The 11,133-nt window shown below is 49.1% G+C and carries 13 protein-coding genes; 4 read left to right on the top strand and 9 right to left on the bottom strand.

Translation table 11 applies throughout. The features are described from left to right. Nucleotides 1-47 precede the first annotated feature (47 nt). The 3 genes from NC981_RS00605 to NC981_RS00595 all read right to left on the bottom strand — a co-directional run bounded on the left by NC981_RS00605 (nucleotide 48) and on the right by NC981_RS00595 (nucleotide 2,210). Nucleotides 48-818 carry a COP23 domain-containing protein gene (locus NC981_RS00605; RefSeq protein ID WP_242026712.1) on the bottom strand — a complete coding sequence of 257 codons (771 nt, stop codon included), beginning with the start codon at nucleotides 816-818 and terminating at the stop codon, nucleotides 48-50. A 176-nt stretch (nucleotides 819-994) separates the two neighbouring features. Continuing rightward, complete coding sequence (locus NC981_RS00600) at nucleotides 995-1,627, bottom strand: hypothetical protein (protein WP_348241095.1); 633 nt, start codon at nucleotides 1,625-1,627, stop codon at nucleotides 995-997. A gap of 361 nt (nucleotides 1,628-1,988) precedes the next feature. Further along, nucleotides 1,989-2,210: a hypothetical protein gene (locus NC981_RS00595; protein WP_348241094.1), complete on the bottom strand. Its 222-nt coding sequence runs from the start codon at nucleotides 2,208-2,210 to the stop codon at nucleotides 1,989-1,991. Nucleotides 2,211-2,314: 104 nt separating this feature from the next. On the opposite strand from NC981_RS00595, the gene NC981_RS00590 reads away from it, so the two are divergent. The 3 genes from NC981_RS00590 to plsY are packed head-to-tail and all read left to right on the top strand — an operon-like array spanning nucleotide 2,315 to nucleotide 4,499. After that, nucleotides 2,315-2,701 carry a DUF3119 family protein gene (locus NC981_RS00590; RefSeq protein ID WP_348241093.1) on the top strand — a complete coding sequence of 129 codons (387 nt, stop codon included), beginning with the start codon at nucleotides 2,315-2,317 and terminating at the stop codon, nucleotides 2,699-2,701. A gap of 30 nt (nucleotides 2,702-2,731) precedes the next feature. Beyond that, nucleotides 2,732-3,811: a DUF3086 domain-containing protein gene (locus NC981_RS00585; protein WP_348241092.1), complete on the top strand. Its 1,080-nt coding sequence runs from the start codon at nucleotides 2,732-2,734 to the stop codon at nucleotides 3,809-3,811. A 1-nt stretch (nucleotide 3,812) separates the two neighbouring features. Then, complete coding sequence (gene plsY, locus NC981_RS00580) at nucleotides 3,813-4,499, top strand: glycerol-3-phosphate 1-O-acyltransferase PlsY (RefSeq protein ID WP_348241091.1); 687 nt, start codon at nucleotides 3,813-3,815, stop codon at nucleotides 4,497-4,499. On the opposite strand, the gene pgsA is transcribed toward plsY, so the two are convergent. The 3 genes from pgsA to NC981_RS00565 all read right to left on the bottom strand — a co-directional run bounded on the left by pgsA (nucleotide 4,496) and on the right by NC981_RS00565 (nucleotide 7,055). Further along, nucleotides 4,496-5,014, bottom strand: coding sequence for a CDP-diacylglycerol--glycerol-3-phosphate 3-phosphatidyltransferase (pgsA, locus tag NC981_RS00575; protein ID WP_348242013.1), 519 nt, complete (start codon nucleotides 5,012-5,014; stop codon nucleotides 4,496-4,498). The two genes, plsY and pgsA, sit on opposite strands and share 4 nt — an antisense overlap. 102 nt (nucleotides 5,015-5,116) lie before the next feature. Then, on the bottom strand, nucleotides 5,117-5,743 hold the full coding sequence (locus NC981_RS00570) for a sugar transferase (protein ID WP_348242012.1): 627 nt from the start codon (nucleotides 5,741-5,743) through the stop codon (nucleotides 5,117-5,119). A 283-nt stretch (nucleotides 5,744-6,026) separates the two neighbouring features. Then, nucleotides 6,027-7,055 (bottom strand): hypothetical protein, encoded by a 1,029-nt coding sequence (locus NC981_RS00565; protein WP_348241090.1) that lies wholly within the window; start codon nucleotides 7,053-7,055, stop codon nucleotides 6,027-6,029. Between the two features lie 353 nt (nucleotides 7,056-7,408). Between NC981_RS00565 and NC981_RS00560 the strand changes: the two genes are divergently transcribed. Beyond that, on the top strand, nucleotides 7,409-8,119 hold the full coding sequence (locus NC981_RS00560) for a Crp/Fnr family transcriptional regulator (RefSeq protein ID WP_348241089.1): 711 nt from the start codon (nucleotides 7,409-7,411) through the stop codon (nucleotides 8,117-8,119). Here NC981_RS00560 and NC981_RS00555 read toward each other — a convergent pair. The 3 genes from NC981_RS00555 to NC981_RS00545 form a co-directional block, all read right to left on the bottom strand. Beyond that, nucleotides 8,116-8,349 (bottom strand): hypothetical protein, encoded by a 234-nt coding sequence (locus tag NC981_RS00555; protein WP_348241088.1) that lies wholly within the window; start codon nucleotides 8,347-8,349, stop codon nucleotides 8,116-8,118. The two genes, NC981_RS00560 and NC981_RS00555, sit on opposite strands and share 4 nt — an antisense overlap. Before the next feature lie 113 nt (nucleotides 8,350-8,462). Then, nucleotides 8,463-10,187: an ABC transporter ATP-binding protein gene (locus NC981_RS00550; protein ID WP_348241087.1), complete on the bottom strand. Its 1,725-nt coding sequence runs from the start codon at nucleotides 10,185-10,187 to the stop codon at nucleotides 8,463-8,465. A gap of 228 nt (nucleotides 10,188-10,415) precedes the next feature. After that, nucleotides 10,416-11,018 carry a DedA family protein gene (locus tag NC981_RS00545; RefSeq protein WP_348242011.1) on the bottom strand — a complete coding sequence of 201 codons (603 nt, stop codon included), beginning with the start codon at nucleotides 11,016-11,018 and terminating at the stop codon, nucleotides 10,416-10,418. Nucleotides 11,019-11,133 lie beyond the last annotated feature (115 nt).

Genomic DNA, 11,133 nt, shown 5'->3' with positions numbered 1-11,133 from the left:
AAGGTCGAATCAACTCCGACAGCTAATCGCCCCGCCTCTCACTCCTACTACCGACGGAAAATCCGAGGTACAGCCTGTCCCGGACGAGTAGATCGCACCTGGACACCTCCGACCAGTCGCTCACCCGTTCCACCATCTCTAGGCGACAAGAACGGCTTCAAGTTGATATTCCCGTTCGTTGCAGCGGTCGATCGACGAATTCCAATAATCTGGCCAAGCTGATTGAGAATATTAGAGCGACCTCCTCCATACGTGAGAACACCCTGAGTTTGCTGACCGCTATCTGCGACCGAGAGGTTTTGGAACACGCGATCGCGCGTTGTTACCGCATCTTGTCCGGGTGGAACCGTCAATACAATCCGGCAAGACGGAACGCGATCGGTCGTAACGCAAATCGTGTTGTAGCCGTTCTCAAATCCGGTCTTCATCTCCACCAAGCCATCCGGTCGATACGACTCTAAACGGCGCGCGATTTCATTACAGCGACGATCGGAACTCCAGCCCCCGCCCAATGTACTCGGAACAGCCCAAGCATATGCTCGGCTCGGTTGACTCTCCGGAAAATACATCACTGTGTTTTGTCCGTTGTTCACTTGGCAGGCAAACCGAGTGCCCGCCGCAGTCGGGGATGGAATCGTTGTCCCACCCGGTTGAGAGGTTGATCCACCGCGATCGGGCACCGTATCAATTACCACATCTCCCTGGGGTGGGGTAGTTTGTGCCACCACCGCACTACCCGCTACCATCATTGCCCCTAGCGACAATAACGTTCCTCGAACGACTAAATTCCGAATTTCTGCCAAGTCAACTCGCGACATGGTAATCAACCTCGATCGTGTGTATATAGTATTGCAAAAGCTACATCGAACCCTTTTGGGCGGCGTTCTCTTGTAGTGACTTAATTTTTTTGCTGAAGTTCCCAAACTCTATTCAACAAGACAGCCTGAAACACGATCGCGTTTCAGGCTGTTCTAGAAAGACTACTATAAGGAAACTATTGGGTTAGCTGAAATCTTCCAGCCATTCGCTGAAAGTCCCATCGGACGGCATCGCCTGGATAGTCATACAATGCTCTCAAAACGAAAATTGTACGCCCATCACGGCTTGGAACAATAATGCTATCTCCACAAGTATTGGTTGTACACCAAGAGTAGGAAACAGCAGGTTTGCCCGCAAAATTGTAACTTCGATAATCGCTTTGTTGCTGGTCAAAAAACGATAGTGTTTTGTTTTGTTCTGCCCATTGACGCGCAGAAAGACGCTGCGGATTGTCAAATCTTGAAATCGTAATCTTATCTCCCGGAGAAGATTGAGATTGCACATTACTATCAACCGGCGCAGGTTGATCGCTACCAACAGCTTGAGTGTTTAATGAAGGATCTCTAAGGACGATCGTTCCTTTCCCTTCCTGAGTCTTGTCTACAACGTATGGAGCTGTAAAGTTAAACCGAAATCCCAGTTGGCTCTGGTATGTTTTTGAAGCACCCCTAGAGGATTGTCCAGCAGCGGACGACTGTTCTTTCTGCGCGGGTGCCGTCGGCGCGGCATGGACAGTACCTGCGATCGTAAGACTTAGCATTCCTGAATATAAATACACTTGAAGCGAGAGTAATTTCGAGACTTTCATACAAGAACTCCGACTATCTTTGGATGAAAACGTTTATTAGAGAGAGTAAAAAACTGGCAGTAAGTCTGTGCTGAAACTACAGATTACGCGCCCCCTATAGCTCAATTCTACATGAAAGGTTTAACCTGTTCCTGAATTCTTCTCTGTCATTTTGTAGACTTTGTTTCCTCCTTTTTTGGTATTTAATGAAACCTTGAAAAACTGTCTAAAAGCCTTAATGGTTTTAATGAGTTATCGTTAGCAAGCTCAATTGTTTTTCAATCGTTGTCACTTATCTCATGAACGGTTAAAACAAAGGAGCAGATCAAAACAGAACTGCTCCTTTACTCTTGAATTACAGCCTTGAACCGGACGATGAAACTCAGTCAATCGAGATAGATTTCGGTGCGTTACCGTTACCGTTATGCGGATTTGTGGTCTGGCTTGCGGCATAGACCGTAGTTCCTGTTTGCTGAGTCAGCCAAGTTCTCACGGGTTCTTCATTTAGGCTCAGGCGCAATAGTCCAGAAAATAACCCCCCCAAAAAGGCAGCGGGTTGCTGAGTCAGTTCTTGCACAAGTGGTGAAAGTTCAGTCAAAAACATACAAATACCCTTTGAATTGAGATATAGAGCGATCGTAGCGCGACCGTCTGAAGAATCGCAGCGATCTAAAATAAGAACTGTCCCTAACGTACGAGGAATTCGCTATGACCGATGCCAACTTGATTGGATCTGACCAAGTCGTTGAACTCGCTCCGAGCTATACAATTCCGATCGTTCTGATTGCGGCAGCGATTCCACTCCTGTGGGTGCAAGCCTGGATTGCAGGCACGATCGCGCTATTTGGGGCATTCCTGCTGATTCAGAGCGTGACTTTGCGGCTACGCTTCACACCGACTGACTTAGACATTTATCGGGGTGAAACGCTTATTCGGCAATTCCCCTATCGCGACTGGCAGAACTGGGAAATCTTTTGGTCGCCTGTGCCCATTCTCTTCTACTTTAGAGAGGTGAAAAGTATTCACTTTCTCCCGATCATCTTTGATCCTAAAATGTTACGAATGTGCCTTGAGCAGCGTTTCCCCAAGGTCTAGTGCTGCGGCGTAATGATTTGAGTGTTGCGTATGAATTCTGATGAGTTGCCCATTTCCGATGAAACTGCACCGAATGAAACAGGTGCAGTGTTACCAGAGTTAAAGTTGCCAAATCTACAGCAGCCTACTGAACAGCAGCCGTCTGAACAGCGGCTTGCTGATCTCACTCAGCAAGAACAAGCCCTCCAGCAAGAAATTGAGGGTTTGGTTGCAACTCGCGATGATTTGCAAGCGCAAGTGTCGGAGATGCAAAATGCGTTAGGGCGAGTCGTTCAGCAGAACTTGTCGGAATTAGAGCAGCGCAGACAAACGCTGCAACTGTCGATCGAGCAGCTAGAACGTCGGCAAGAACGCATCCGCAATGAGATGAAATCCAGCTTTGCAGGCGCGTCTCAAGAGATTGCGATTCGCGTTCAAAGCTTCAAAGATTACCTTGTTGGCAGTCTTCAAGATCTCGCGATCGCCGCAGAACAATTAGAATTACCCACATTTCAAGCCGAAATGCCGCCTGTTGCCACCCCAGAACCAGCGAAACTCCAAGCAACTCCAAGCCCCAATTTTGGGGAGTCGGCGTTTGAAGAAGAAGCCCAGAAAATTCGCAGCATTCTCGATCAGTTCCGCAATCAGCCCGATTACTACGGCCCAGTTTGGAAGCTGCGCCGCACCTTTGAGCCAGTCCATGCAGAGCGCGTTTCTAATTGGTTTTTCAAACAAGGCGGACGTGGTGCAGTGCGGACAATGGGGTCACGCCTGCAAAATATTCTGATTGCCTCAGCAGCGACTTCGATTCTGTACAATCTTTATCGCGATCGTCTAAGAGTGCTGATTCTGGCAAATTCGCCGGAGCGCTTAGGAGAATGGCGGCGAGGATTGCAGGACTGTTTGGGTGTGACACGCAGTGACTTTGGCAGCGATCGTGGAATTGCATTATTTGAAGCTCCAGAGCAGTTAGCGCTGAGAGCAGAGCGATGCGACAAAGATGGATTACTGCCGCTGATTGTGGTAGATGAAAGCGAAGAAAGTATCAACCTTGCTTTGCTTCAATTTCCTCTGCTGCTTGCGTTTGCGCCCAGTCCCCAACAAATGATTCAGCAACAATCGTATTACTAATATGCTGCCTTGGTTTATCAATAACGCACTGCTTCTAGTCGTTGCTTACCTGCTCGGTTCAATCCCCACCGGATATTTGGCAGGTCGGTTGCTCAAGGGCATCGATATTCGAGAAGTCGGCTCAGGCTCGACGGGAGCAACGAATGTTTTACGCACGATCGGCAAAATTCCCGCGCTCGTCGTTCTCCTGATTGATATCGGTAAGGGTGCACTGGCGATCGCGGTGGTGAATTACGCCTTTGTGCATCTTCCTGGGTGGCTGTATTTCTCGAAAATTGTGGGACTAGATTTCAGCTTTTGGCAGCCCGCGATGGTGACGCTGGCAGGACTGGCAGCACTGCTCGGACACAGTAAATCGATTTGGCTCGGATTCACAGGTGGAAAATCAGTCGCCACCAGTTTAGGAATCCTGCTGGCGATGAATTGGATGGTGGGAGTGGCAACGTTGGGTGTATTTGCACTGAGTTTGGCAATGACGCGAATTGTTTCGATTAGCTCGATCTCCGGCGCGGCTTCGGTCATTGCTTTTATGCTGCTATTTGCTCAACCGTTGCCGTATGTGCTGTTCGCGATCGCGGGCGGAGCTTATGTCATCTGGCGACACCGATCGAATATTCAACGATTAATCGCAGGCACAGAGCCAAAATTAGGACAAAAGATCGAGGAATCGGAAGGAACTCTTAGCTAGGCGGTTTTCTGAGGAAATAAATAAATCAGACCTGAGATCCAGGTTAAGGCAACTGAAATCCAAAACAAACTGAGAATTGCAGGCTGCCAGGATTGAGAGAATGGTGCGATTAGGAGTGCGATCGCTGCAATTTGGCTCACGGTCTTAAGCTTGCCCCAGAAATTCGCGCCCTGTACTGATTTTTGTAAATTCGGGTCAACGCGCCAGCCTGCGATCGTCAATTCCCGCGCCAAAATCATAAATACCCCCCACGCTGGAATTTGCTGTAGTTCCACAAGCGAAATCAATGGCGCTAAAACCAGTAATTTATCGACCAGCGGATCAAGAAATTTGCCGAGATCTGTAATCTGGTTGAGCTTTCGCGCCAAATAGCCATCCAACCAATCTGTGCCGGCGGCAACGAGAAAAACACCAACCATAATCCAGCGTGTCTCAGCCGTGGGGAACTGCAAGCCATAAAGCAAAATCGGCACTCCAAGCAGCCGAGAAACGGTAATCCAGGTCGGTAAATTCATCAAGTCGCACCAATTAGAACTATCTCCAGCATAGAAAAATTGGGACAATCCTAAAAGGACTCTCTCCATGATCAATCAAGAAGATATCGACTTGTACAGCCTTCAGCAAGCCCCATGTTTATTCAGCACGACGGCGATCGTTCTCACAATCAGCTTCAGGTCATACATCACCGACCATTTCCGCTGATACTCCAAATCCATCGCCACAACGTCTTCAAAATCTTTGATCTCCGATCGACCATTGACCTGCCATTCTCCGGTAATTCCCGGCTTTACGGCTAGGCGCTTCCAATGGTGTAATTCATAGCGTTTGACTTCATCCAACGTGGGTGGACGAGTTCCGACTAAACTCATTTCGCCGCGCAACACATTCCAAAACTGCGGCAACTCATCTAAGCTGGTGCGACGGAGGAATCGACCGACCCGCGTTACTCTTGGATCGTCTTTGCTCTTGAAAATATTGCCCATCGCTTCGTTTTGAACCAGATGCTGCAAGCGATCGGCGTTAGTCACCATTGAGCGAAACTTCCAGATGCGAAACGGGCGACCTCCGATTCCGCAGCGAATCTGGCTGTAAAAGATCCGACCAGGATTATCAATTTGGATGGAGATCGCGATCGGGAGCAAAACAAAGCCTGTAATCAGTAATCCCACTAAAGCACCTAGGATATCGATCGTGCGCTTGATCCTACTGTTTGTAGAGACATGAGGAAAGTAAGCTTCTGCGATTGAAGGTGTGGGATCTTGAGCATGGCGACAAGTAGCGGAGCGAATCAGAGAATTAGTATACGTAATCACAGGAGTAGCCAATCTGAGTAATCGGTGTACCCACGCTTCAATGAAACGATGTCCAAAGGGTTAAATTATTTCACGGACGTGGGCATGGCTAGTGTGCACAGGGAAACAGGTGCTCCTTTCAAGATTTTAGCGATATTTGCTCAACCTTTGAACGCCCTGCAATTCTGTGAAGTTTTGATAGAGAATTCTAGCTTTGATCCGGATTGCGCCCGGCTTATTGATGACTGGCATCGTCATCGAATAGATTTTCCACACCATCAAGTGAAAAAATCACAGGCTCTTCCGATGAAGCCGGCATCGTCCGCAGTCGATCGAACGCCGTTTCACGATCTAGAGTGCGATAGCCATTTGGCTCTATCACCGGTTCGACCTGGGGTGCATCCCCCTCAAACAACGATTTCAGCTCAGTTAGGGCTTCCTGACCGCTCTTAAATCCACTTCGAGGGGGTAGGACTTGAACTGTAACAGGACGCTCACTGAGTTGATCAATGAGTTCTGTCAGAAGCGCGATCGAATCGATGCTGCACGATTCAGTAGCCAATTCGCGCCGTACTCTCACAGGTAGATCGGGCGGTAATTCGCTGCCAGCATAGGGCATTGAGAGCCTGATTTGATTCTGCTCAGGTGAACTTTGCACCAGCGCAGTCTGTCCTATCTGAGTAGTCAATCGATCGACGATCCCTGAGAACATCACATCGCTTTCCTGTCCCAAGCGATGTAGCTTATCGAGTCCCTGAGCTAGAGAACTGTGATACGCCTGAATGTCTTTTTGTAGCGATTCAAACACGACGTGCAGCGAAGCATCTAGCGTACTCAACATCTGATCAGAAACCGCTTGAAGTTTCCCCGCAGGTAAGTTTTCAGTCACTTGGGATGCGGCGAGACTTGACTGTAAGAATTCTTGATGCGCCTCAAGCTGGCGAATTTCGCGCAATAGGGTATTACGTTGCTGCATTAATCCAGACACTTCAGCATGAAGTGGATGCAGGAGCGTCGATCGCAGCGCATTCATCTCCTCGATCACCGTTTGCACCGCAGCTTGAGCTTGGTTTTCGGCTTGATCCGGCGTGTGTTGACTCAGTTGAAACAGAGCGTCTTGTAAATAGGCACGAACTTGCTCTAGCACTTGGCGCTGACGAGCAACTTGTGGCGCTATTCCCCAAGGTAAACGGGAATTTGCCTGAGCGAGAACCTCTTGAACCTGGGCAAGAAGGCGCTGAATCTGATCTAGGTTAGCAGTCACAACAAAAATCCTTGACTAAAATTCGGCACTACGGAACGTGGCGGGTTGATCGTAATGGCTGAGATTAGAATGCCCGAACCGAGTCATCTTTTGCCAGTGTCACAGGGAATTCTGCGATCGATCTACTTCACGAAACAAAGCTTCATGCAGTCATCAGGATCATTTCACAGGCTGAGTTGCCATTTTTTCGCGGACGGAAATCTGCGCCAAAGCTAGTAAAGCATCTAAAATGTTCGCAGTCTATCTGGACAAAGCTGTGCAGTTTCTAAGGCGGGTGGGCATTCTAAGCTCATCTCTCGATTCAAGGAATCAGTCTGCGCTCGTTTTCATGCCCCACTGTGGTTAGACTCTCCATGGAAGACCGTTACACTCTCCGCGACACTTCGATCAATACGATTAACGCATCGATTCGCCTCGCGCCATTCTTTCAAGGATTGCCAGATAGCGCGATCGAGAAAGCGATTTCTCATGTCGCGCTGCGAAATCATCCCGCTAACCAAGTCATTTTGCTAGAGAATGACTGGGGAAGTTCGGTCTACTTCATTCTGAGCGGCTGGGTGAAGATTCGCACTTACAACCTCGATGGCAAAGAGGTGACGCTGAATATTTTGGGCAAGGGCGAGTTGTTTGGGGAGATGGCTCCGCTCGATGAGGTGCCGCGATCGACAGATGTGATTACGTTAGCTCCGACCGTCATCGGGAATATGCCGGCTCAAGATTTCGTGCAGTTGCTCAATTCTGAGCCAGAGGCGGGCATTCGATTAGCTCAGTTGATGGCGCGACGATTGCGGCAGGTGAATCGCCGATTAAGATTGCGTGAATCAGATAGTATGTCGCGAGTGGCGGATATTCTGCTGTTTTTGGCAGATGGACAAGGGAAGCGAGGACAGAACGGCACAGAAATTCCGAATTTGCCGCATCGGGAGTTAAGCAGTTTGAGCGGATTGGCGCGGGAAACGGTAACGCGAGTGTTGAGCAAGCTAGAGAAGAAGGGCTTGATTGTGCGCGATCGCGATATTTTGTGTATTCCTGATGCTCATGCCCTCGAACGCTTAATGATTTAGGGTTGCCAGCCCGGATTAGTAAATAATGGATTGCGAATTTGATCGGGTCGATTCGAGGAGGCGGAGGAGGCGATCGCTGTTTGCTGTGCGGATTGGGCGGGGAAACTGGTGAGCGCGATCGCAAAAGTCAGAACCGCGATAAACAGAAACTTCGCAGTTTTTGCTGAGAACGCAGTTTTGGAAAGTTGATGAAGTAATTGCGGTTGGAGCTTCTGCACAGCGCTTGTCATAAAGTTTGACACCCCATTCTATTGATCAATTCAGAAATCGAAGCAGGCGAATTTTTCACCCGTAATCTGGAATCAACAAAATTGGATGACTTCCCGAAATAGAGCTAGTGGAGCTAACTAAATTGCTGGGCGTAAAATCGCGCATAGCGTCCGCCTTCTGCAATCAGTTCTTTGTGCGTTCCAGCTTCCACCACACGCCCTTTTTCCATTACGAGAATACGATCAACCCGTCGAACCGTTGCCAATCGGTGAGCAATAATAAACACCGTCCGACCCTGCATAATTCGCTCCAGCGCTTCTTGCACCAAAGCTTCTGATTCTGAATCGAGTGCAGAAGTCGCTTCATCCAGGATCAAAATTCTCGGATTGAGCAGAACAGCCCGTGCGATCGCTAACCTTTGCCGCTGTCCGCCGGATAAATTAACTCCACGTTCACCCACCCAGGTCTGGTAGCCGTCGGGAAATTGACTGATAAATTGATCCGCGTTGGCAATCTTCGCCGCCGCTTTCACGGCTTCAAGATCGAAATCGAGTTGTCCAAAAGCGATGTTTTGCGCGATCGTGCCTGTAAACAAGATCGTTTCCTGAGGCACAATTCCGATCTGATGGCGCAGGCTCTTGAGCGACACATCACGGATATTTGTGCCATCAATCCAAATATCACCCTGTTGCGGATCGTAAAAGCGGGGAATCAAATTCACCAGAGTTGTTTTTCCCGCACCAGACGCGCCCACTAATGCAACCATCTCTCCAGGGAGAACACGCAGATTTAAATCTTGCAATACCGGTCGATCGGGTCGATAAGCAAAGCTAACGTTTTGAAATTCAATTCTGCCTGTGACGGGGGATAGCTCTTGAGTATCGGCACGTTCCGCGATCGACGGTCGAATATGCAGCAGTTCAAACACGCGATCGACCGAAGCTTCGGCTTGCTTGAATTCGTTGTAGTTCAGCGTCACCGTTGCGATCGGCTCAAACAACATCGCAACTGCAACAACAAAGGCGACAAACTCACTTCCAGTCAGATTGCCCTGCGAAATCTGCCAGCTTCCCACCAGCAAGAGCGCCAAAATCCCCAACGCATCTAAAAATCCCTGTACCGGATACTGAATGGCTCTCAGCCTTTCTGTTGCGTATCTCGCTTGACGATTGCGTTCAGAGGCACGGCGAAACTGCTCGATCGCATAATCTTCTGCTGCAAATGCTCTCACCAACCGCACTCCGCTGAGCATCTCGATCAGCAGTGCCGACAAATCCGAAATCCGGCTTTGACTCCGATAGGACAGCTTTCGCATCTTCTCGCCAAACCAAGCTGTGAGCGAAGCCAGCAGCGGAGCAACAACTAACGTCGCAAAGGTCAGTTGCCAATTGAAATACAGCATTGTGCCCAGCGTCACCACCAGCTTCAAGGCATTCGGCACGAACTGACTAAACAGCTTTTGAATCACTTCGCCGACGCGATCGACATCCTCAGTCAGGCGGTACGAGAGATCCCCAGTCTGCACCGATTCAAAATACGCCAGACTTAACCGTTGCAAATGAGCAAACGTGCGATTTCTCAATTCCATCGCGATCGACAGTGCCGCTTTGGCAATCAGCGTTTCCTGTCCGTATTGCGCTAATTTCTGTCCGCCCCAAATCAAAATCACGTATCCGGCTGTCTCTGCGATCGCAGTCAGTCGCCCCTCACTGACAAACCGAGACATCTTTTCAGACATAAATGCCAAAACGGGCCAAGTCACTGCAAACACGACCGAGCAAATCAGGGCATAAACGATCGTGCGCCATTGAGGGCGAATGTAAGCTAAAAGCTGCCAGTAGTTAGAACGCTGTTTCAAGGTTGATTGGATTTATGTTTCTGATAGATGTCAACAACAGAAGGCGAAAACGAAACCAAAATAATCGATTTGTGGAACAGCCAGAAGTCTTCTTCCTGGAAGAGTTTTCGCCCCAATCTGTTCCCCGTCCAATAGCTCACCCTATCATCCAACACGCCAGAAACAAAGCAGCCCATCGTCAAAATGGGCAAATTCAAAACAGGAGCCGAAGCAAGAAAGCCAGCGGTATTAAATCGAGCGCTTACGTCGCTGCATCAGCCAGACGATGAATGCGACAACCAAAATTCCTAGAATAATCTTAGAAACAGGGGCAAGATATTCGTCTACCAGTTCATAATTCGCTCCCAGCGCGTACCCCGCATAAGTCAGAGCAAACGTCCAAATTGTGGTGCCGATCGTCGAGTACACCAAAAAAGGCATCAATCGCATTCCGCTCAACCCCGCAGGCAGCGAAATCAGCGTCCGAATTCCTGGAACCAGTCGCCCGATTAAGACGGCTTTCGTTCCATGTCGATAAAACCAGCGGTTGACCTTATCAATATCGTTACCAGTCACCCCGATCCACTTACCGTAGTGATCGGCAAGCTCACTCACTCGCTTCTCACCCACCCAAAGCCCAGCATAATACCAGAGCAGCGTTCCTAAAATCGTTCCCACCACACCTGCCAGCACCGCATACTGAAAGTTCATTTTGCCCTGCGACACGGTAAACCCAGCCAGCGGCATGATTAACTCCGAGGGAATCGGCGGAAACAGATTTTCCATAAACATCAGAAACCCAATTCCCAAATAGCCGAGGGAATTCATCGTGCTGGTAATCCATTCAACCAGTGCTGCACTCATGCGTGACTTCCTTGTGTGGGTGAACTGAAGCGCGATCGCCCTCAATTCTGCGATCGCTGAGATTTATCTTATGAACTTATATGAAACTTTGACGCATCAGTCC

This window comes from Leptolyngbya sp. DQ-M1 (assembly GCF_039962505.1).
Taxonomy (GTDB): Bacteria; Cyanobacteriota; Cyanobacteriia; order Leptolyngbyales; family Leptolyngbyaceae; genus Leptolyngbya.
This window is presented reverse-complemented; position numbering and strand designations above follow the sequence as displayed.

Excerpts from the sequence above, each read along its gene's own strand:
- NC981_RS00605 (WP_242026712.1), bottom strand. The coding sequence starts at position 818 with ATGTCGCGAGTTGACTTGGCAGAAATTCGGAATTTAGTCGTTCGAGGA.
- NC981_RS00600 (WP_348241095.1), bottom strand. The coding sequence starts at position 1,627 with ATGAAAGTCTCGAAATTACTCTCGCTTCAAGTGTATTTATATTCAGGA.
- NC981_RS00595 (WP_348241094.1), bottom strand. The coding sequence starts at position 2,210 with ATGTTTTTGACTGAACTTTCACCACTTGTGCAAGAACTGACTCAGCAA.
- NC981_RS00590 (WP_348241093.1), top strand. The coding sequence starts at position 2,315 with ATGACCGATGCCAACTTGATTGGATCTGACCAAGTCGTTGAACTCGCT.
- NC981_RS00585 (WP_348241092.1), top strand. The coding sequence starts at position 2,732 with ATGAATTCTGATGAGTTGCCCATTTCCGATGAAACTGCACCGAATGAA.
- plsY (WP_348241091.1), top strand. The coding sequence starts at position 3,813 with ATGCTGCCTTGGTTTATCAATAACGCACTGCTTCTAGTCGTTGCTTAC.
- pgsA (WP_348242013.1), bottom strand. The coding sequence starts at position 5,014 with ATGAATTTACCGACCTGGATTACCGTTTCTCGGCTGCTTGGAGTGCCG.
- NC981_RS00560 (WP_348241089.1), top strand. The coding sequence starts at position 7,409 with ATGGAAGACCGTTACACTCTCCGCGACACTTCGATCAATACGATTAAC.
- NC981_RS00555 (WP_348241088.1), bottom strand. The coding sequence starts at position 8,349 with ATGACAAGCGCTGTGCAGAAGCTCCAACCGCAATTACTTCATCAACTT.